The sequence below is a fragment of the Streptomyces sp. NBC_00247 genome (genome assembly GCF_036188265.1).
Classification (GTDB): Bacteria; Actinomycetota; Actinomycetes; order Streptomycetales; family Streptomycetaceae; genus Streptomyces.
The window spans coordinates 3,221,564-3,241,800 of sequence record NZ_CP108093.1 but is presented as its reverse complement, the minus strand read 5'-3'; the positions used below and the strand labels follow the sequence as shown (position 1 = coordinate 3,241,800).

Here is a 20,237-nt window from a genome sequence, read left to right as displayed (position 1 = left end):
CAAGTCCCCCAGCCCGTCCCTCAGCCAGGAGCGCACTCCGTGACCTTCGTCGAAGCCGAGATCGCCAGTCAGCCCGCCTGCTGGCGCCGCGCCGCCGAGCTGGCGTCCACGCGGGCCGAGGCCCTTCCCACCCACGGTGAACGCGTCGCCGTGGTGGGATGCGGCACCTCCTACTACATGGCGCAGGCCTACGCGGCGCTGCGCGAGGGCAACGGACTCGGCGAGTCCGACGCCTTCGCCGCCTCGGAGTTCCCCTTCGGCCGCCGTTACGACCGGGTCGTGGCGCTCACCCGCTCCGGCACCACCACCGAGGTGCTGGAACTCCTCGGCCGGCTGCACGGCACCACCCGTACCGTCGTGGTCACGGCCGTGCCCAGCGCCGAGGTGCGGGCGGTCTGCGACGACATCGTCGAACTCGCCTTCGCGGACGAGGAATCCGTCGTGCAGACGCGGTTCGCCACCACCGCGCTCACCCTGTTCCGCGCCCATCTGGGGCTGCACACCGACGCCGTGACGACCGACGCCGAGGCCGCCCTCGCCGAACCGCTGCCCGACGGCCTGGTCGACGCCACCCAGCTCTCCTTCCTCGGCCGCGGCTGGACCGTGGGCCTCGCCAACGAGGCCGCGCTGAAGATGAAGGAAGCCTCGCTGGCCTGGACCGAGTCCTACCCGGCCATGGAGTACCGCCACGGACCGATCAGCATCGCCACGGACACCACGGCGACCTGGATGTTCGGCACCGCCCCCGCCGGTCTCCGCGAGCAGCTGCTCGCCACCGGAGCGCGATGGGTGGAGAGCGGTCTGGACCCGCTGGCCGACCTGATCCGCGTCCAGCGGCTCGCCGTCGCCCGCGCGGTCGCCGCCGGCCTCGACCCCGACCGGCCGCGTCACCTGACGCGCTCGGTGGTCCTCCAGGAAGCCTGACCGCGGTGAGCCGGACCGTGGAGAGCGGCGCGGGGGTGGGTGGAGCAGGAGCGAGCGGGGCCGCCGGAGCCCGCCCGCACCTGATGGCCGTGGACGTCGGCGGTACGGGGACCAAGGCGGCCCTGCTCGACTCCACGGGCCGGGCGCGCGAACAGTTCTGGCAGCCCACCGGGCGGGAAGCCGGCCCGGAATCGGTGGTGCGCCGGGTGCTCGATCTCGTGGACGGCCTCTGCCGCCGGGCGTCCGAGGCCGGTTCTCCGGTCTCGGCCGTCGGGCTCGCCGTCCCGGGCATCGTCGACGAAGCCGCCGGTACGGCCCTGCACTCGACCGCCATCGGCTGGCACGACGTCCCCTTCGGCCGACTCGTCCGGGAGCGGACCGGGCTGCCCGTCGCGGTCAGCCACGACGTACGGGCCGGAGGAGTCGCCGAAGCCCGGCTCGGCGCCGGGCGCGCGGAGCGCGACTTCCTGTTCGTCCCGGTCGGTACCGGCATCGCCGCCGCCCTGATCCGCGACGGACGGGCCGTCCCCGGCGCGCACCACCGCTCCGGCGAGATCGGCCACATCGCGGTCCGCCCGGACGGCGAACGCTGCGCATGCGGCGGCGCGGGCTGCGCCGAGCGCTACGCGTCCGCGGCGGCCGTGTCCCGGCGGTACGGGGCGGCTGCGCGATCGCACGCACCGGACGCCGCCGGACCCGCCCTCCGGACGGGCGGCGCCACTTTCGCAACACGTGTGAGGGGCGCGGTGGTCGACGCGGCGGAGGTGGCGCGGCGGGCGGCAGCCGGAGAGCCGGCGGCCCGTGCGGTGTGGGACGAGGCGGTCTCGGCCCTCGCGGACGTCCTGCTCGTCGCCTGTGCGGTGCTGGACCCGCCGTTGATCGTGGTGGGGGGTGGACTCGCGGAGTCCGGTGACCAGTTGCTCGTACCGCTGCGGGAGCGGATGGCCGAACGGGCCACCGTCCAGCGCGTTCCGGCGCTCGTCCGCGCGGAGTTGGGCGACCGGGCGGGCTGCCTGGGCGCCGGGCTGCTGGCGGCGGACCTGCTCGCGGCGGATCTGCCGGCGACGTGCCTGCCCTCGGTGGTCCCGCTGTCGGCCGAGCCGCTGTCCGTGGGCCACCCGTCGGCGGCGGGAGAGGGGGAGAGCCGGTGATCGTCACGCTGACGCCGAACCCCGACCTCGACATCACCTGTACGGTGCCCGGCTTCCGCCCGCACGCCTCGCACCGGGTGACCGAGGTCCATACCCGGGCCGGTGGCAAGGGCGTCAACGCCTCCCGGGTCCCGCACGGGCCCGCCCCGGACCGACCTCCTCGCCGACGCGGTGGCGCTCTCCGCCGCGACCGTACGGGCCCCGCGCGCGGGGGTGTTCGACCGGAGACCTGCCGCGACCTGGCCGGCCGCGTCGAGGTCACCCGGACCGGGCGCCCGTAACTCCTCTTTCCCGTGACGCCGTTCCGCAGTGCTTCCCGTACCCGCAGTGCTTCCCGTATCCGCAGTACTTCCCGTTCGACACCGCATCGGAGACACGCACATGCCCCTCGCAGCCACCGGCGACCTGGTCGCCACCGCAGCCGCCGAGCACCGCGCCGTCGCGGCCTTCAACGTCATCACGCTGGAACACGCCGAGGCGATCGTCGAAGGCGCCGAGCGGGCGGGAACGCCGGTCATCCTCCAGATCAGCGAGAACGCGGTGAAGTTCCACCACGGCCGCCCGGGACCGCTGGCCCGCGCCGCGGCGGAAGCGGCCCAGCAGGCCGGGGTCCGCGTCGCTCTCCACCTCGACCACGTGCACAGCGCCTCCCTGCTCCACCAGGCCGCCGACTGCGGGTTCAGCTCGGTGATGTTCGACGCCTCCCGGCTGCCGTACGAGGAGAACGTGGCGGCCACCCGCTCCGCCGCGCTCTGGGCCCACCGGCACGGGTTGTGGGTGGAGGCGGAACTCGGGCAGGTGGGCGGCAAGAACGGCGAGGAGCCGCTGGACGCGCACGCCCCGGGTGCGCGGACGGACCCGGACGAGGCGCGCGCGTACGTGGAGGCCACCGGGGTCGACGCCCTCGCGGTGGCGGTCGGCAGCTCCCACGCCATGACCGCCCGCACGGCGCGCCTCGACCACGGGCTGCTGGGGCGGCTGAGCGAGGCGCTGGATCTCCCGCTGGTGCTCCACGGCTCCTCGGGCGTACCCGACGCGGAGCTGCGGCAGGCCGTCACCGGCGGCATCTCGAAGATCAACATCGGGACGGCCCTGAACACCGCGATGACCAGCGCGGTGCGGGCCCACCTCGCCGACGACCCCCGGGCCGTGGACCCGCGCGGCTACCTCGGTCTCGGCCGTACGGCGATGAGCCGCACGGTCGCGGCCTTCGTCGGCGTTCTCGAAGGCGCCGCGGCCCCCGTCGTCGCGCAGGCCCCCGCACGCTGAACGGGCGCGAAGTGCTACGGGCCGAGCGGGTCGAGGCCCGGCGCCGGCGGGGTCACAGCGCGTCCGGGCCCCGCTCGCCGGTGCGGACGCGTACGACCGTCTCCACCGGGACCGCCCAGACCTTGCCGTCGCCGACCTTGCCGGTACGGGCCGCGCGGACGACCGCGTCGACGACCGCGTCCGCGTCGGCGTCCTCCACGAGGACCTCGATACGGATCTTGGGCACCAGGTCCACGCGGTACTCGGCGCCCCGGTACACCTCGGTGTGGCCGCGCTGGCGCCCGTAACCGCTGGCCTCCGTGACGGTCAGGCCCTGCACACCGAGCGACTGGAGCACGATCTTCACCTCGTCGAGGCGGTGCGGCTTCACGACCGCGGTGATGAGCTTCATGAGGGCGGATTCCTGTCCTTCTGGTCAACGGCGGGACGAACGGCGGGACGAGCCGCGGAGAGAGCGGCCGGGTGGTGCGCCTGCGGTGCGGCGGCCCCCTGGACGCCGTGATCGTAGGCGCTCTCCGCGTGCACCGTCCGGTCCAGGCCGGTGAGTTCGTCGTCGCTGGAGGCGCGCAGCCCCATCAACCGGTCGATCGCCCTGCCGATCCCGTACGTCACCAGGAAGGTGTACGTGGCCACGACCAGTACCGCCACGGCCTGCTTCAGGAGCAGGGCCGGCCCCCCGCCGTGGAGGAGGCCCTCCGGGCCCCCGGTCATCGTGGACGTGGCGAACAGCCCGATGAGCAGGGTGCCGACGATGCCCCCGACGAAGTGGACCCCCACGACGTCCAGGGAGTCGTCGAAGTCGAACCGGAACTTCCAGGCCACCGCGTACGAGCACACCACGCCCGCCGCCAGGCCGATCCCCGCACCGCCCAGCACCCCGACCGTGCCGCACGCGGGCGTGATCGCCACCAGTCCGGCGACCGCTCCCGACGCCGCGCCGAAGGTGGTCGGGTGGCCGTCGCGCTTCTGCTCGACGAAGAGCCAGCCGAGCAGACCGGTGGACCCCGCGACCAGGGTGTTGAGGACCGCGGCCGCCGCCAGCCCGTCCGCGTGCAGGGCAGAACCGCCGTTGAAGCCCATCCAGCCGAACCAGAGCAGACCGGCACCCAGCATCACCATCGGCAGGTTGTGCGGACGCATCGCCTCCTTCTTGAAGCCGATGCGCGGCCCCAGCACCAGCGCGAGGGCCAGGCCCGAGGCCCCGCAGGCGATCTCCACCACGAGCCCTCCGGCGAAGTCCAGAGCGCCGAGCGACCGCGTGATCCACCCGCCCGGCCCCCAGACCCAGTGCGCGACCGGAACGTATACGGCAAGGGCCCACACCGGTACGAACACCACCCACGCCGCGAACCGCATGCGGTCCGCCACCGCCCCGCTGATCAACGACGCCGCCAGGATCGCGAACGTGAGATGGAAGGTGGCGAACAGCAGGGTGGGAACGCCGTTCGTCAGGTCGCCGGGGCCGATGTCCGCGAGACCCAGGTGGTCGACACCACCGATGAGCCCAGCGAAGGTGTCGTCGCCGAAGACCAGCGAGTAGCCGGCGGTCAGCCAGACGACGGTGACCAGAGCGATCGCCACGAAGCTCATCATCAGCATGTTCAGCACGCTCTTGGCGCGGACCATGCCGCCGTAGAACAGGGCGAGTCCCGGAGTCATCAGCAGGACGAGCGCGGTCGCGGCGAGCAGCCAGGCGGTATCGCCCGTGTCGAGTCCTGCCACACCTGCCGCGGTCGGGGGAACGGGGGTCACGGGGGGTCCCTCCTCGGGGCGGCGTGGGGTTCCGGCGAAGGAGAGAGTCGCGGGCGCGCGTTACGTACGGAGGACGCGCGAGTTTCCGGCGCATTTCATTGCCCGAGGGTGACGGAAGCAACAACGCCCGGTGCGCCGTGGACGGTCGACGGGTGCAGGCGCGCCGCGGGCGGGTCCGCGGAGCCCGCAGGGGCCGGCCCGTCGCGGCCCCGTCGCGGCCCCGTCCCGGCCCCGTCGTGGCGACGGGGTGCGGAGACGGGGCGCGGCGACGTCACGGGGCTCGGTCACGGCATGACCGATTGCCTCCGGAGAGGGCTCGGTCAGGGCGTGACCCGGTTGCCGCCGAAGGTCACCACGAGGCTGCCGTCCGAGGCGAAGGACCAGCCCAGGGCGCCGCTGTACGCGGAGCACCGGGAGCCGTTCGTACCGGACCAGAACTGGTTCGAACCGTCGGCGTCACCCACGGTCTTGTCGTTCGACCCGTCGCCGCTGCGGCAGGAGGTGTTGCCGCGGAACACCGAAGTGCCGCCGTCGAAGGAGAAGTTGCGCTCGGCGTTGTCGATGCTGACGTCGTCCGACAGGGCGATCTCGCCGAGGTTCCTGTTGTAGGTGAAACCGTGGTGGCCGTTGCCGTACGCGATGCTGCGCCGGACGACGTGGTCGACGGGGATGTCGTCGCCGCCGAGCTTGTACCCGTTGCGGTCGCCGTTCGAGTTCACGGTGCCGTCGCTGAGGGTGCCGTTGCCGTACGAGAGCGAGTCCTCGATGGTCACCGGGCCGATGGGGCCCGTGTCGGTCTTCGTGTAGAGGTCCCAGCCGTCGTCGATGTTGTGGTGGGACACGTCGTACCGGAAGACGTTCCCGGGGCCGACGGTCAGCTTCGCCGCGAAGCCGTCGGCGTCCTCTCCGTCGGAGTCGGCGTTGTCGTGGGACTCCGCGCTCAGGATCAGGTTGTCGGACGGCCACTCGTCCTCGGGGGTGTCGGACGCGATCCGCGAGAGCTGGAGCCCCGAGTCGCGGTTGAAGCGGGTCACGGTGTGCTCGATGACGTTGTGGCTGCCGCCGACGAAGATGCCGTTGTCGCCGGCGTGTTCGACCGTGATCCCGTTGACGTGCCAGTACGAGGCGTTCAGCGCGAGGCCCCGGTTGGTGGTGGCCTCGGCCTGAGCGGAGAAGTTCAGCACCGGGGACTCGCCCGGATAGGCGGCGAGCGTGGTGAGGGCGCTCGCCGTGCCGTCGGCGCCCTGCGGGATGGTGATCGTCTGGGCGGACGCGTAGGTGCCGCCGCGCAGATAGATGGTCCCGCCGGAGGTCACGCGGGAGATGGCCGCGGCCAGGGTCGTGGGGGCCGACTCCGTGCCTGCCGCTCCGGCGCTGCCGCCCGGTGCCACGTACAGCGCGCCGGCCGTGAGCGCGGCGGTGCCGCTCGCCGCGGTGGTGCCGTTCGGTCCGGTGGTGCTGCTCGCTCCGGCGGTGAGCGGTAAGGCGGTGGGGGAGGTGGCGCCGTGTGCGGTGGCGCCGGACAGTGCGACCACCGTCCCGGCGAGCACGCCGACGCTTGCGATCAAGGGCTTCCATTGCATGGTTTCGTCTCCAGGTTGACCGGCCCGCCGCAGTGGACGCGCGGCGGGAACCGTGGGGGGAGGAGCGGGGATGAACCGGTTGGAGCCGGTGGGCCGGTCCCCTTTCTGTCGGAGTCACCGTGTGGCAGCGTGGGTTCGCGTCCGTGAACCGCCCTCGCGCGACAGCGACCGGTTCAAGCGGAGCAACCGCCTCCATCGGACAGTAAGTGGATGCCATGTACACGTCAATGGATGTGTACATGATTACTGTCTATGAATATGAACGCGAGGTGCCCGTCGGGGCGCCGGAACGCGAGCGGCGGGAGCGGGCCGCGCGATGATCTCGCGCGGCCCGCTCCCGCCGTGTCCGTTCTTCCCGTGTCCGTCTTTCGGTCTTCGCCCGCCCGTCAGGCGACGCGCGCGACCCGCTCCGACTTCTCGCTCTTCCAGAAGCCGGAGAAGGTGATCCGGTCCTTCGGGAGGCCCGCGCGGACGAGGTGGCGGCGACCCTCGGTGGCGAGGGTGGATTCGCCGACGACGAAGGCGTACCCGGCCGCGTCCACGGTGTCGTGGCGGCGGAGTTCCTCCAGGGCGGCGGCGCCGGGCACCGCGCCCGCGTCGTCGCGGACGACCCAGGTCACCAGGACGCCGGGCGGCCCGTCGAGCGGGCGGCGGTCCTCGGCGAGCGGGACCTCCTGGATGACCCTGCCCACGGTGTCGCGCGGGAGCGAGCGGAGGATGCCGGCCGTGGACGGCAGGCCGCTCTCGTCGGCGACCACGAGCACCTCGGTGGCGTCGTCCGGGTGGTCGAAGATACGGCCCTGGTCCAGCAGGGCGACCGGGTCGCCCGGACGGGCCGCGCACGCCCAGATCGCCGCGCCGCCCTCGGGCTCGCCCTCCGGGCCGAAGTGCACGACGAAGTCGATGTCCATCTCGGCCGCCTCGGGGCGGAAGTCGGCCACCGTGTAGTTGGCGCAGTGCGGGCGCACGTCCTCGGGGAGGGCGAAGTACGGGTCCCACCAGCGCTTCGCGCCGGCGAGCTCCGGCATGACGAACTCCGCCTGGTGCGGTCGGCGCAGGAAGAGGCGGAACCAGTGGTCGTATCCCAGCCAGGGGAAGTCCCCGAGGTTGGCGCCGGTGATCGTCACCCGCTGCATCGACGGGGAGAAACGCTCGCTGCGGACCACTTCGCCGCGGAACAGAACGGGATGCTTCGGCATGAGCCTGGGAGTTTTCGCCACGAAGGAAGGTTAGCCTAAGTTAACTGGACGTCAACAGGTGGCCGCGTGATTCCGTCCGTCCGCCGCCTCCCGCGCCTTCCTCCCGCCGGGTATCGCCCACGTCATCCGCCCGCCCCGCCCACCTGCAACGAACGGGCGAAGTGCTGCAAAAAATCTATAGAGCATCGCTCGTTTGACGAGAAAGCAAGGGAAAACCTCGCGCACGAGCCTTGTGGGCGCCCGCGTGGGGTCCTTACTGTCGCCTCACCTCACGACGCCCGCTCCGCCTCGAACGTCCAGGGCGGTTCGCGCCCGACACGAGAATCGAGCTGGGAATGGCACGAATGGCACGGAGCGGTAAGGCGAGCCGTACCGGGAGCGGTACGGCGGGGGCGGGGCGGAGGACCGTGGCGGCCGTCGTCGCCGCGGCGGGGATCTGCCTCGGGCTCGGCGTCGGTACGACGGCCCAGGCGGACACCGCCACCACGGCCCGGGCGGGCGGCGCGGTTCAACCCGTGGTGACCCGGGCCGGGCTGGACCCCGCGTTGGTCGCGGGCGCGGGCGCGGACCTCGGGTTCGTCGAGCAGGAGGCGGAGAACGCGGTGACAGACGGGAAGGTCATCGGGCCCGACCGGAGCGCGTACACCCTCCCCGCGGAGGCGTCCGGGCGCCGGGCGGTGACCCTGGAGCCGGGCCGGTACGTCGAGTTCACGCTGCCGAGCGCGGCCAACGCGATCACCGTGCGGTACAGCATCCCGGACGCGCCGCACGGCGGCGGCATCACCGCGCCGCTCGACGTGACGGCGGCCCCGTCCGGGCGGGGAAGGGGAGCGGCCCTCCCGACGACGCGGAAGACCCTCACGCTGACGTCCCAGTACTCCTGGCTCTACAACCAGTATCCGTTCTCCGACGACCCGAACGCGGGTCTGCTGCACGAGGACTGGTGGATCACGGAGTGCGGCTGCGTACCCTCCGCCACCAGCCCCGCCCCGGTGATCGGCAAGCCGTTCCGGCCCAGCCACTTCTACGACGAGCAGCGCCTCGCGCTGGGCCGGACGTACCGGGCCGGCGACACCGTCCGGCTGTCCGTACCCGCGCGCGCCGGGGCGGTGGCGACGACCGTCGACGTCCTCGACTCGCAGCTGGTGGCGCCGCCGCGCGTGGTGCCCCTCGCGGCGAACGTGCTCGCCTTCGGCGCCGACCCGACCGGCCGGAGGGACTCGGCAGGCGCGATCGACCGCGCCATCGCCTTCGCCCGGCGCGCCCACCTCACCGTCCACATCCCGCCGGGTACCTACCGGGTCGACCGGCACATCGTCGTGGACGACGTCACGATCGAGGGCGCCGGAAGCTGGTACACGACCATCAAGGGACGCCAAGTCGCCCTGGACACACCGGCCGACGACGGCTCCGTGCACACGGGGGTCGGGTTCTACGGCAAGGACGCGGCAGACGGCGGCAGCCACCACGTCCGGCTCTCGGGCTTCGCCATCGAGGGCGACGTGCGCGAGCGCGTCGACACCGACCAGGTGAACGGCGTCGGCGGGGCGCTCACCGACTCCGTGATCGAGGGGCTCTACGTCCACCACACCAAGGTCGGCATGTGGTTCGACGGCCCCATGTCGAACCTGCGGATCACCGGCAACGTCATCACCGACCAGATCGCCGACGGCATCAACTTCCATACCGGCGTGACGGACTCGGTCATACGGAACAACTTCGTGCGCAACTCCGGCGACGACGCCCTCGCCCTCTGGTCGGAGAGGACGAGCGACGCCCGCAACACCGTCGACCACAACACCGTGCAGTCCCCGGTCCTCGCCAACGGCATCGCGATCTACGGCGGTTCGGACACCACCGTCTCCCACAACCTGGTCGCCGACCCCGTCCGCGAGGGCAGCGCCCTGCACGTGGGCTCCCGCTTCGGCGCCGAGCCCTTCGCCGGGTACCTCCGCTTCACCGGCAACACCACCGTCCGCGCCGGTACGTACGAGCTGAACTGGAACATCGGGCTCGGGGCCATCTGGTTCTACGCCCTGGAGCGGAACATCGACGCGGACGTCCGGGTCACCGGCGACCGGTATCTCGACAGCACCTACAACGCCGTCATGCTGGTCGCCGACTGGCCGGTGAAGGACACGTACAAGATCAGCGGCGTGCACTTCGAGGACGTACGGGTCGACGGCACCGGCACCTCGGTGGTCAGCGCCCGGGCCGCCGGTTCGGCGTCCTTCGAGAACGTGGACGCCCGCAACGTCGGCGCGGTCGGCATCAACAACTGCGGATCGTTCAACTTTCCCGCCACCGGCTCGGAGTTCGCCGTCGAAGACCTCGGCGGCAACGACGGCGGCGGCACCACCGGTCCGTGGTTCGGCGCCTGGCAACTGCCGAACACCCTCACCTGCGACGACCGCCCGCCCGTCGTCGCGCCCCCGGCACCCTCCGCCTGGTGAACTGCCCGGTGGCCCGATCGGAGCGACCCCGCACGTAAGAAGCGCCGCTGCCCGGCCCGACGTTCGGGCCGGGCAGCGTGCCCCGGGCCCGCGCCGCGCGCGTCCGGGGCCCGGCCTTTCCACGGAGTTCACTCGTCCGCCGCCTTCCGCTCGCCCGGAACTGGGACCATCGCGGCCGTCCGGCATCAGTGGATCGCCGTGCACCGTCGCGCAACGGAGGACAGATGGCCCCGAAGAGAACGTACGCCGCACTCGGCGCCCTGGTCGTCGCCGGCGGCCTGCTGGCCGGTACGGGCGCGGCGAGCGCCCACCAGCAGTCGCGGGGGCCGGTCGCCTTCCAGCGCACCGCGACCTACCCGGTCTTCCAGAACCGGCCCACCGGGGAGGACCCGGCCACGGCCACCGTCGCCGAGATCTCCGCGACCAGCGAGGACGGCGAGACCCTCGTCTACACCGACGCGCTCGCCCGCCGCATCGGCTTCCTCGACATCAGCGACCCCGGCGCGCCGCGCGGACTCGGCACGCTGTCCCTGGCCGCACTCGGCGACGCCGAGGACGAACCGACCTCCGTCGCCGTGGTCGGCCCGTACGTCCTCGTCGTGGTCAACACCAGTGCCTCCTTCGCCCAGCCGTCCGGACGCCTCGACGTCATCTCGCTGCGCGACCGCCACCGGGTCACCAGCTTCGACCTGGGCGGCCAGCCGGATTCCGTCGCGATCACCGAGGACGGTCGGTACGCCGCCGTCGCGATAGAGAACGAGCGCGACGAGGAGGCGACCCCGCCCGGCGGCGAGGAGGGCGACCTCCCCCAGGCCCCGGCCGGGTTCGTGCAGATCGTGGACCTCAAGGGCGGCTCGCCGCTGCAGTGGCGCACCCGAGCGGTGCCGTTCACCCGCCCCGACGGCAGTGCGCTCCCCGTGCTGGCCGCCGCCGGCATCGCCGAGCCGACCGACCCGGAGCCGGAGTACGTCTCCGTCAACAGCCGCGACCAACTCGCGGTCACCCTCCAGGAGAACAACGGCATCGCGCTGGTCGACCTGCCGACAGGACGGATCACCAGGGCCTTCAGCGCCGGTACGGACACGGTCACCGGCATCGACACCGTCAAGGACGGCGTGATCGACCAGACCGGATCGATCACCGACGTGCCGCGTGAACCCGACGCCGTCGGCTGGGTCGACGACCGCTACCTGGCGACCGCCAACGAGGGCGACTGGAAGGGCGGCACCCGCGGCTGGTCCGTGTTCGACAGCCGCACCGGGAAAGTCGCGTGGGACGCGGGCAACACCTTCGAGCGGCTCGCCGTCCGCTACGGCCTCCACGACGAGGACCGCTCCGCGAAGAAGGGCACCGAACCCGAAGGCGTGGTGGTCGCCGCCTACCACGGGGTCCGTTACGCCTTCGTGGGCTCGGAGCGGAGCAACTTCGTCGCCGTCTACGACCTGAGCGACCCGACCGCACCCGTCTTCCGGCAGATCCTGCCCACCACCAACGGTCCCGAGGGCCTGCTACCGATCCCGTCCCGGGGCCTCCTCGCGGTCTCCAGCGAGGAGGACGACGCCTCGGTCAACGTACGGGCCTCCGTCAGCCTCTTCCGGCTGGGCGAGGGGACACCGGCGTTCCCCAGCATCCTGTCCGCCTCGGACTCCACCGGCGCCCCCCTCGGCTGGGGCGCGCTCGGCGCCCTCTCCGCCGCCCCCGGCAAGCCGCACGAGCTGTACACCGTGACCGACGCGGCGTACTCCCTCACCCGGATCATGACCATCGACACGGCCCGTGAGCCCGCGGTCATCACCCGCGCCCTCCCGGTCAAGGACGCGACGGGCAAGCCGGTCGGCTACGACGCCGAGGGCATCTACGCCCGCCCCCAGGGCGGGTTCTGGCTCGCGGTGGAGGGCGCCACGGGCGCCGGCAACCAGCTGGTGCGCCTCGACCGCGACGGAACCACCCGCCAGATCGTCCCGCTCCCGGCGGACGTCGCCGCGGGGCTGACGAAGCAGGGCTTCGAAGGCGTCACCGCGACCACCGACCGCCAGGGGCACGAGGTCGTCTGGGCAACCCTGCAACGCGAGGTCAAGGGCGACCCGGCGGGCGTCGTACGCCTCGGCCGGTACGACGTACGGACCGGCACCTGGAGCTGGTACGGGTACCGGATCGGTACCACGACCACCCCGGGCGACTGGATCGGGCTCTCCGAAATCACCGTGGTCGGCGACAAGTTGGCGCTGATCGAGCGCGACAAGCTCAACGGCCCGGCCGCCGTGATCAAGCGGATCCACACCGTGGACCTGCCCAAGTCGGCTTCCGCCACAGGTGCGTTGCAGGTGCTGCCCAAAACGCTCGCCAAGGACGTGCTGCCCGCACTCCGGGCCACGAACGGCTGGACCCAGGAGAAGCTCGAAGGGCTGACCGTGGGTGCGGACGGGCAGGTCTACGCCGTCACCGACAACGACGGCCTCGCGGACGCCACGGGTGAAACGGTGTTCCTGCGGCTGGGGTCGAGCCGGAAGGTCTTCGGGCGGGACTGATCCGCACCGTGGAAGGTGGGGCTGCCCCGGTTCGCCGGAACCGGGGCAGCCCCGTCTCCATGTCAGGAGTCTCGCCTCCGACCGTTCCATGCGCGGGAGTTCGGGTACGCGAAGAAGACGGAAGATCTCGACGGAGGAACAGGGAGAGCGTCATGGCGAAGACGAAGGCATCCGGCACCACGCGTCCGAAGGCGGCCTCGGCGGCCGGGCGGGCCACCAAGGGCAGCACGTCGAAGAGCAGCAGGAAGGCCGCCGCGAGCGCACTGTCCCAGACGTCCGGCAAGGCGGGTTCCGCCGACTCCAAGAAGACCACGTCCCGCGCCGCTTCGGCCGCCGGGAAGACCGTACGCGCCAAGAAGGCGGCGAAGACCGAGAAGCGGGCCGCTGCCAGCGCCCTCTCCCAGACTCCGGCCGCATCGTCACGCAGGCCCGGCAAGAAGGTCCTCACCGCCGCGGCGAAGGTCTTGGCGGACAAGAAGTCCACCAAGGCGGCACGCTCCGAGGCGGCGAGCACCCTCGCCCAAGCAGCGGCGCACGCGCTGAAGTAACGCGTGGCGCGGGCACCGGGAAGGTCTGAGGGGTGTCCCGCGGTTCGTGGTGGAGCTGTCGTCGCGCACCCGCCGGGATCGCGGGACAGCCCTTCAGGCCGTCGTCGGCCCGGGCCTTCCGCCATGGCCGGGTGATCCGGGACGGGCGAACCGCGGAAGACTCCGGTCCTGTCGCGGAACCCCTGCGTTTGTCGCCGCCCACCCGCAGCTTTGTCCCCGATCGGTAACCGACCTTTCTCGCGCGGGCGTTCGCATGTCTTGATGGGTGCACGGCATCGGACAGGCACCGGCGGACACGGCAAAAGGGGCGGGCGGACATGGCAAAGCACAAGGGGAGGGGCTGGTACGGCAAGGTTCTCGCCGCGGCGCTCGGAGTGACCGTGGGAGCCGTCGCCATGTCGATGTGGACCGCGCAGGCCGACACCACCGGGGTGCGGCAGCCGCAGGCGCACGTCTCGGCACCGGCCATCCAGCCCGTGGCCGTGGGCATCGTGCACGCCTCCGACGCCGGAGCCAAGGGCGTCAACATCACCATCGACGACGGACCGGACCCGGTCTGGACGCCGCAGGTGCTGCAACTCCTCAAGGAGAACGGCGTGAAGGCGACGTTCTGCATGGTGGGCACGCAGGCCAAGGCGTACCCGGACCTGGTCAAGGCGGTCGTGGCGGACGGGCACCGGCTGTGCGACCACACGGTCTCGCACGACACCACCATGGACAAGAAGTCCGAGGCCTACCAGCGGCAGCAGATCCTGGACGCCGAACGCATGATCACCGAAGCTTCCGGCGGCGTCCGGCCGATGTACTACCGTGCCCCAGGTGGTGCCTTCACCCCGTACAGCCGGCAACTGGCCGCCTCCCGGGGAATGCGCCCGCTGGGCTGGAACGTCGACACCAAGGACTTCGAGCACCCTGGGGTGGAGACCATCGTCGCGACCGTCAAGAGCGAGATCGCCGACGGCCCGACCATCCTCTTCCACGACGCGGGCGGCGACCGGGCCCAGACCCTGGACGCCCTGCGCGAGGTCCTGCCGTGGCTGAAGGAGCAGGGCTACACCTTCGGCTTCCCGGTCCGGTAGCCCCTGTCGGTGCGGTGTACGGGCCTGTACGGAGGGGCTGTACGGGTCGGTGGAACGTGATGCGGCCGGGCAACGTCGAAGACGCTGCCCGGCCGCTTTCGGCGTCCCGGGCACACACCGAGGCGGGTGCGACGGGGTCCGGGGCGCGGTCGACGTCCCGAGGCCGAGGCCCGCGCACTGGTGCCCGCCAGGAAGCGGGCGACGGCCCCCGCCCCCGTACGGGCGCGGGCCGTTCCCGCCGGAGACGTGAGTCCAGAACCCTGTCGGATTCCGCAGAAGAGATTCTGGGCGGCGCTCTGCCTTTCCGGTTCGGTCGGCCACCGAATTCCCGCTGGAGTCCCATTTCGTCGAAGCGTGTCGATTCGGGCGGCGCGTGCTGAATTCAGGGAGCCGTTTTCCGTGAATGGCGAGCTCTTTCGGCGCTCCGTCGGAGGTGCCGATCAGACCGTCATCACCTGCCCGAAGTGACTGGTAACGAACTCTAGTTGATCATTGTCGTGGTAGAGTATTAACGAATTCACTGAGCGCCCGCGAGTAAAAGGGGAATGGCGTGAACACCGAGAAGGTAACTGCTCGACGTCTTACGGCCGACGAGATTTCAGGCTTGGGAATCCAGGACAGCATTTTTGTTTCGGCAGGGGTGGATGGTCTTCCTCTCGACTGCTATGCCCCGGCTTTCCTCACCGCGCCGGGCAAGGACTTCGAGGGCGGGGCCTTCGTCGCGAAGACGGTATTCGGCGAGGAGGTCCACGTCCTCCCGGAGAACGCCGACGAGGGCGGTCTCTGGGTCGCCGACGAGGCGGGGGAGGCGATCGAGGTTCTGCAGAGCGCCGGCGTCCTGCTGAACCTCGCCCTCTTCGTACCCGGCGGGAGCAAGGAGTCCCTGGACTCGCTCTACTCCTCGGCGCGGGAAGCGTTCGGCGCGGGAGTCGTTCAGCGCTGGAGCGAGGAAGTCGTCGCCGTGCCGGACGTCAAGGTCGACCTGTACGAGGAGCCGGCCCGGGCGCGGAAGGGTGCGAGCGGCCAGAACCGCGACCGGCGTGCCCTGGACATCTACCCCACCCGCGTGCGCTTCCTGGAGCCCAGCGAGGGCTGGAAGTTCATCGTCGAGCCGCACAAGGAGATCGTCGACGACACGCCCACGATCTGACCCGACGGGGGCCCGGAAACTCCGCCCCGGGGCGCGAGCGAGCCCTTCCCGACGGTGAGTTCAGGACCGCGTAGCGGCCACTCGTCGCAGTCGCGGCGCAGTCGCAGTCGTTGTCGGTGTTGTTGTCGGTGTCGGTGTTGTTGTCGGCAGTTCGCCGGAATGCCCGGCCGGGAATCCACCCGGGCGGGCATTCCGCGTGGGCATTCCGGGTGAGCGGAGGCGCACCTGGCCCCGCCCCGTCCGGGCCCGGTGGATCAGCGCAGTCCGGCGAACAGATCGTTCTCGGGCAGGGTCGCGTCGGTGACGTCCTTGACCCGCACGAAGGTCTCCACACCCATCAACTCGCCGAACCTCTCCTTGCCCATCCTGAGGAAGAAGATGTTCTCGCCCTGACTGGCGTGGGCGGCCAGTGCGTCGAACTTCTGGCCGCTGAACGCGGTGGCGTCCACCCACGTGGTGATCTCGTCGTCGGGAAGGCCGATCTCGGCCAGCGCGGCGGCTTCGGCAGGGTCGGGCTCCGGCATGTCCTCCTGGAACTCGGCCATGGTCTCGCCGAACCGCCGCATCATCGAGCGGGGCATGGTCGTCCAGTACACCTTCGGTGTCAGCGCCGTCTCGTCCTGCGCGGTCATCTCCAGCGCGGCCATGGTGATGCGGTGGGCCTGGATGTGGTCGGGGTGTCCGTAGAAGCCGTTCTCGTCGTAGGTGACCACCACATCGGGCCGGTAGTGCCGCATGAGTTCCGCGAGCCGGGCGGCGCCCTCCGCCACAGGGGTCTGCCAGAAGGATCCGGGGGCCTCGTTGGCCGCCCACCCGATCATCCCGGAGTCGGCGTAGTCCAGCATCTCCAGATCGCTGACCTTCAGGACGCCACAGCTCGCTTCGAGCTCCTGGCGACGCATCGAGGCGACGGCCGCCGGATCGTGCCCGGGATCGCCAGGCTTGACGCCTCCCGGTCCGTCCCCGCACCCGCCGTCGGTACAGGTCACGAGAACCGTGCGGATTCCCTCCGCCGCGTACCGCGCGAGCACCCCGCCGGTGCCGGTGGCCTCGTCGTCGGGGTGGGCGTGCACAGCCATGAGCGTCAAGGGGCGGTCAGTCATGAGAGCGGTCCTCCTGCGAGAAGTACGTCGTGGTCCGGGTGCGCGGCCGTACCGCGATCCCGGGCCCGTACGTTCCCGGGGCCGGGACGATCCCGCGGGGGCGGACGACCTCAAGGTCTCCGCCGCCCGTCGCGCGGTGCCGGCCCTTCTCCCGATGCAACCGTGCCGACGGGATCCGCTGTTCCCGGCGCGCCGCTCGACCTTCTCGGAGGACCTTCGTCCTTCGGACCGCGTTCGGCCGGAACGGGCGCACGCGACGGGAGGCGACCGGGGCGTCACGCGCAGGAGGCGTAGGCGCAAAGGCTGCCTACGGGGGCGGGGGCGCCCGAGTGCCCGCGGTGAGCGATCCCGCCCGGTGCTCAGGGGCCGAGGGAACACCTGCCGCGACCGGTTCGCGACAGCAGGTGGTGGGGCGCGGAGCCGACGGTGCCGTTCCGGACCGTCAGATGATGACGGGGACGGTCTCGGCGCGGCTGGTGGACCAGTTGGTGACGATGGGCTTGTCGACGGTGGCGGTGTCGGGGAGCTGGAGCTCGGCAGGGTCGGGGTCGTCGTCGGAGGTGGCGATGATGACGGTGTCGAACTCCTTGCCGCCATCGGTGTCGGTGGTCTTGGGGCTGATACCGGTGAACGCGACGGCGGATCCGGTGAGCTTGATGGGGTCCTCGCCGCCCTGTCCGACGGGCGAGGCGACGCCGTCGGTGCCGGAGCCGAAGCCCACACTGGGGGTGTTGACGTCCAGATAGCAGGTGATACCCGACTTCGCCTTGGCGGTGACCAGGTAGTAGCCGCCGGCCTGGGTCTCCGAGGTGACCGTGAAGTCCAGGTCGTTGGTGCCGCAGGACTGCCCGTAACCGCTCTTCCCGCCGTCACCGGAAGCGGCGGTCTTGTCGTCGGCTCCGCCCGAGCCGGAGGACTCGCCGGAAGAGGTGCTGCTGGCTCCGGAGCCGCTGGAGCCGGACGCGGCGGCGGAGGGACTGCCGTCGGAGGAAGGGCTGTCGCTGCCGGCCGAGGGAGCCGAGGAACTGCCGGCGCCCTCGACATCGTCGCCGCTGCACGCGGTGGAGGTGGCGGCGAGGGCCGTCACGGCCGCGACGGCGAGGAAGAGACGGGTGGAACGGGCGGCGAGACGCGGACGCATCATGATCTCCAGCGGCTATTCGGTTCCGGTGCTTCCTGTGGGTACGGATGACACTAGGGCGGGCTCGATCTTGAAACGATGCGGGACATGTCCGGGTTCTGTCTCAGCGGATTCCCCCCACGAACCGGTGTCGGCTCTCCTCCCACCCGGCTCACGAGGTGCTCCGAAACCGACCGGGGCACGGCGCGTGGTGCGGGCGGGCTCGTCACCAGTCGGTCAGGTCGACCGCGCGGACACAGTGGGGATCGGACGGGTCCGGCACCCGGCGTTCCTCTTCCTCGACGAGCGAGGGCAGGGCCGCCAGCAGGGCGGTCAGCGCGCCGGTGAGCCGTACGTCGACCGCGATCACCGGACCGACGTCTCCGGGGACGGCGACGTAGAGCCGCAGGCCGTCCCGTCCGGTGAAGAGGAACCCGCAGAGTGCCGGGCTGGGCGGGGAATCGACGAACGGCCGACCCAGCGTGCGCAGCACGCGCAGCGCTTGATCCGTACGGGTGGGATCGGCCGGTTCGAGGGAGGAGGTGTCCACCAGCGCCAGGGGGATGCCCATCACGGTCGCGTCCGTGCGGGGGAAGGCTCCGTCCACCAGCGTGCGTACCCACCCGAGCACCAGCGGTGCCGTCACCGGCTCCCCGGCCTCGTCCGACAACGGAAGCTCGTAGGCGACCAGTTCGTGCGCGGCCACCGCCCCCGCGGCTCCGGTCACGATCCGGACCGAATTCCGCACCGGCAGCACACCGCGCAGGAACGTGTCTCCGGCGAGGGGCGCCGCGGTGTGGTCGAGAAGGAAGCGCGTCACGTACGCCTGCTGGTCGACGGTCTCCCCGCTGATGCTGTCCACTCCTGCGCACCTCCGATGCGATGGGTTCCGCTACTTCTGTGCGGGTCGTCCGAGTTGGCGTACGGTCCATCCGGCCATGCGCCAGGCGTCGGCGTCGACGAGGTTGCGGAGGTCGACGAGGACCGGGGCCGCGACCAGGGGGGCGAGGGCCTTGGGGTCGGCCTCGCGGAAGTGGGGCCACTCGGTCGCCAGGACGACCAGTTCGGCGCTCTGGACGGAGGTGTTCAGGTCTTCGGCGTAGTCGAGTTCGGGGTTGCGGCGCAGCGCGGTGGGGTTGGCGTGCGGGTCGTGGACGGTGACGGTCGCGCCCCGCTGGTGCATGAGGGCGGCGACGGCGAGGGCGGGTGATTCGCGGACGTCGTTGGTGCCGGCCTTGAAGGAGGCGCCCCAGACGGTGACGCGTACCCCGTCGACCGGTCGGCCGAGGGTCTGCTCGACGAGCTTCAGGGCGGCGGCGGGCCGGGACTCGTTGACCTCCTCCGCGGCCCGCAGCATGGTCGCGGCCTCGGCGGCTCCCAGGGCGCGGGCGGAGGCGGTGAAGGCGCGGACGTCCTTCGGGAGGCAGCCGCCGCCGTATCCGGGGCCGGCGTTGAGGCCGCCGCGGCCGATGCGCGGGTCGACGCCGATGGCCTCGATCAGCTGTTGGACGTCGGCCCCTGCCGCGTCGCACATGTCGGCGACGCCGTTGATGAAGGAGATCTTCATGCCGAGGTACGCGTTGGCGGCGCCCTTGAGGAGTTCTGCGGTGGCCGGGTCGGTCACGAACAGCGGGATGCCGTTGGCCAGGAGGGGTGCGTAGACCTCCCGTACGACGTCCTCCGCTCGGGCCGAGGGGACGCCGACGACGATCCGGTCGGGCCGCAGGGTGTCGTCGATGGCATGGCCTTCGCGGAGGAACTCGGGGTTCCAGACGACCTCCACGTCCACACCGGCCGGGGAGAGGCGCGCGAGGAGAGCGCCGAGGTCCCGCGCGGTGCCCACGGTGACCGTGGACTTGCCGATGACGACGGCCGGGCGGGTCAGGTGCGGCGCGAGGGCGCGGGCCACGCCGAAGACCTGCCCGGTGTCGTAGCTGCGCCCGTCGGCGTCGATGGGCGTGCCCACCGCGAGGAAGTGGACGTCGGCGAACTCGGCCGCCTCGGCCAGGCTGGTCGTGAACCGCAGACGCCCCGAGGCGGTGTGGATGGCGAGGAGTTCGGGCAGGCCCTCCTCGTAGATGGGGCTGTCGCCCGCGTTGAGGCGGTCGATCTTCGCCCGATCCAGGTCCACGCCGATGACCTCGTGGCCGATCTCGGCCATGGCGGCGGCGTGCGGGATGCCCAGGTGACCGCAACCGATGACGGATACGCGCATGGGACCGACGCTCCTCTCCCTGTCGTCGCCCGCCCGGGGAATCCGGGCCGGCCGGGTCCGTCACGCTAGCGTTCGCCCGGGGCGTCGTCGTCTTCGCGCAGGTGGATCACCCGGACTGCCGCTTCCGCAGGTTGACGGGAGTGGGCGCCGACTCGGCGCCGGT

The 20,237-nt window shown here is 71.7% G+C and carries 16 protein-coding genes and 1 pseudogene; 9 read left to right on the top strand and 8 right to left on the bottom strand.

The features are described from left to right. Window positions 1-39 precede the first annotated feature (39 nt). The 4 genes and pseudogenes from OHT52_RS13715 to OHT52_RS13700 all read left to right on the top strand — a co-directional run bounded on the left by OHT52_RS13715 (window position 40) and on the right by OHT52_RS13700 (window position 3,344). A complete protein-coding gene (locus OHT52_RS13715; protein ID WP_328720429.1) occupies window positions 40-924 on the top strand; it encodes an SIS domain-containing protein in 885 nt (294 codons plus the stop codon). Window positions 925-929: 5 nt separating this feature from the next. Then, a complete protein-coding gene (locus OHT52_RS13710; protein ID WP_328720428.1) occupies window positions 930-2,075 on the top strand; it encodes an ROK family protein in 1,146 nt (381 codons plus the stop codon). Beyond that, window positions 2,072-2,206 (top strand): annotated as a pseudogene (locus OHT52_RS13705) (1-phosphofructokinase); the annotation flags it as partial. The gene OHT52_RS13710 and the pseudogene OHT52_RS13705, both read left to right, overlap by 4 nt. 250 nt (window positions 2,207-2,456) lie before the next feature. Continuing rightward, on the top strand, window positions 2,457-3,344 hold the full coding sequence (locus OHT52_RS13700; protein ID WP_328720427.1) for a class II fructose-bisphosphate aldolase: 888 nt from the start codon (window positions 2,457-2,459) through the stop codon (window positions 3,342-3,344). A 52-nt stretch (window positions 3,345-3,396) separates the two neighbouring features. Here the strand turns inward: OHT52_RS13700 and OHT52_RS13695 are convergent, their stop codons facing one another. From OHT52_RS13695 to OHT52_RS13680, 4 genes are all read right to left on the bottom strand, one after another. Then, window positions 3,397-3,735 carry a P-II family nitrogen regulator gene (locus OHT52_RS13695; RefSeq protein ID WP_328720426.1) on the bottom strand — a complete coding sequence of 113 codons (339 nt, stop codon included), beginning with the start codon at window positions 3,733-3,735 and terminating at the stop codon, window positions 3,397-3,399. Next, a complete protein-coding gene (locus OHT52_RS13690; protein ID WP_328720425.1) occupies window positions 3,732-5,096 on the bottom strand; it encodes an ammonium transporter in 1,365 nt (454 codons plus the stop codon). Before OHT52_RS13690 ends, OHT52_RS13695 begins: the two co-directional genes overlap by 4 nt. Before the next feature lie 320 nt (window positions 5,097-5,416). Continuing rightward, complete coding sequence (locus tag OHT52_RS13685; RefSeq protein ID WP_328720424.1) at window positions 5,417-6,679, bottom strand: right-handed parallel beta-helix repeat-containing protein; 1,263 nt, start codon at window positions 6,677-6,679, stop codon at window positions 5,417-5,419. Window positions 6,680-7,065: 386 nt separating this feature from the next. Beyond that, window positions 7,066-7,899, bottom strand: a complete 834-nt coding sequence (locus OHT52_RS13680; protein WP_328720423.1) for a siderophore-interacting protein — start codon at window positions 7,897-7,899, stop codon at window positions 7,066-7,068. Window positions 7,900-8,222: 323 nt separating this feature from the next. Between OHT52_RS13680 and OHT52_RS13675 the strand changes: the two genes are divergently transcribed. From OHT52_RS13675 to OHT52_RS13655, 5 genes are all read left to right on the top strand, one after another. Beyond that, the gene (locus OHT52_RS13675; RefSeq protein WP_328723727.1) at window positions 8,223-10,331 is read left to right on the top strand and encodes a glycosyl hydrolase family 28-related protein; all 2,109 of its coding nucleotides are present in this window, start codon (window positions 8,223-8,225) and stop codon (window positions 10,329-10,331) included. A gap of 224 nt (window positions 10,332-10,555) precedes the next feature. Next, window positions 10,556-12,859 (top strand): esterase-like activity of phytase family protein, encoded by a 2,304-nt coding sequence (locus OHT52_RS13670; RefSeq protein ID WP_328720422.1) that lies wholly within the window; start codon window positions 10,556-10,558, stop codon window positions 12,857-12,859. A gap of 152 nt (window positions 12,860-13,011) precedes the next feature. Then, window positions 13,012-13,407: a hypothetical protein gene (locus OHT52_RS13665; RefSeq protein WP_328720421.1), complete on the top strand. Its 396-nt coding sequence runs from the start codon at window positions 13,012-13,014 to the stop codon at window positions 13,405-13,407. Window positions 13,408-13,724: 317 nt separating this feature from the next. After that, complete coding sequence (locus tag OHT52_RS13660; RefSeq protein ID WP_328720420.1) at window positions 13,725-14,486, top strand: polysaccharide deacetylase family protein; 762 nt, start codon at window positions 13,725-13,727, stop codon at window positions 14,484-14,486. 550 nt (window positions 14,487-15,036) lie between these two features. Next, a complete protein-coding gene (locus OHT52_RS13655; RefSeq protein WP_328720419.1) occupies window positions 15,037-15,636 on the top strand; it encodes a hypothetical protein in 600 nt (199 codons plus the stop codon). A 254-nt stretch (window positions 15,637-15,890) separates the two neighbouring features. On the opposite strand, the gene OHT52_RS13650 is transcribed toward OHT52_RS13655, so the two are convergent. The 4 genes from OHT52_RS13650 to OHT52_RS13635 all read right to left on the bottom strand — a co-directional run bounded on the left by OHT52_RS13650 (window position 15,891) and on the right by OHT52_RS13635 (window position 20,074). Next, entirely contained in the window at window positions 15,891-16,739 is an 849-nt protein-coding gene (locus OHT52_RS13650; RefSeq protein ID WP_328720418.1) for a PIG-L family deacetylase, read from the bottom strand. Between the two features lie 442 nt (window positions 16,740-17,181). Further along, a complete protein-coding gene (locus tag OHT52_RS13645; protein ID WP_328723726.1) occupies window positions 17,182-17,880 on the bottom strand; it encodes a hypothetical protein in 699 nt (232 codons plus the stop codon). 205 nt (window positions 17,881-18,085) lie between these two features. Continuing rightward, window positions 18,086-18,721: a hypothetical protein gene (locus OHT52_RS13640; protein ID WP_328720417.1), complete on the bottom strand. Its 636-nt coding sequence runs from the start codon at window positions 18,719-18,721 to the stop codon at window positions 18,086-18,088. 30 nt (window positions 18,722-18,751) lie between these two features. Continuing rightward, on the bottom strand, window positions 18,752-20,074 hold the full coding sequence (locus OHT52_RS13635) for a UDP-glucose dehydrogenase family protein (RefSeq protein ID WP_328720416.1): 1,323 nt from the start codon (window positions 20,072-20,074) through the stop codon (window positions 18,752-18,754). Window positions 20,075-20,237 lie beyond the last annotated feature (163 nt).

What these genes read in the sequence shown, in the direction of transcription:
- OHT52_RS13700 (WP_328720427.1), top strand. Translation starts at nt 2,457, where the DNA reads ATGCCCCTCGCAGCCACCGGCGACCTGGTCGCCACCGCAGCCGCCGAG.
- OHT52_RS13695 (WP_328720426.1), bottom strand. Translation starts at nt 3,735, where the DNA reads ATGAAGCTCATCACCGCGGTCGTGAAGCCGCACCGCCTCGACGAGGTG.
- OHT52_RS13685 (WP_328720424.1), bottom strand. Translation starts at nt 6,679, where the DNA reads ATGCAATGGAAGCCCTTGATCGCAAGCGTCGGCGTGCTCGCCGGGACG.
- OHT52_RS13675 (WP_328723727.1), top strand. Translation starts at nt 8,223, where the DNA reads ATGGCACGGAGCGGTAAGGCGAGCCGTACCGGGAGCGGTACGGCGGGG.
- OHT52_RS13670 (WP_328720422.1), top strand. Translation starts at nt 10,556, where the DNA reads ATGGCCCCGAAGAGAACGTACGCCGCACTCGGCGCCCTGGTCGTCGCC.
- OHT52_RS13665 (WP_328720421.1), top strand. Translation starts at nt 13,012, where the DNA reads ATGGCGAAGACGAAGGCATCCGGCACCACGCGTCCGAAGGCGGCCTCG.
- OHT52_RS13660 (WP_328720420.1), top strand. Translation starts at nt 13,725, where the DNA reads ATGGCAAAGCACAAGGGGAGGGGCTGGTACGGCAAGGTTCTCGCCGCG.
- OHT52_RS13650 (WP_328720418.1), bottom strand. Translation starts at nt 16,739, where the DNA reads ATGACTGACCGCCCCTTGACGCTCATGGCTGTGCACGCCCACCCCGAC.
- OHT52_RS13645 (WP_328723726.1), bottom strand. Translation starts at nt 17,880, where the DNA reads ATGCGTCCGCGTCTCGCCGCCCGTTCCACCCGTCTCTTCCTCGCCGTC.
- OHT52_RS13635 (WP_328720416.1), bottom strand. Translation starts at nt 20,074, where the DNA reads ATGCGCGTATCCGTCATCGGTTGCGGTCACCTGGGCATCCCGCACGCC.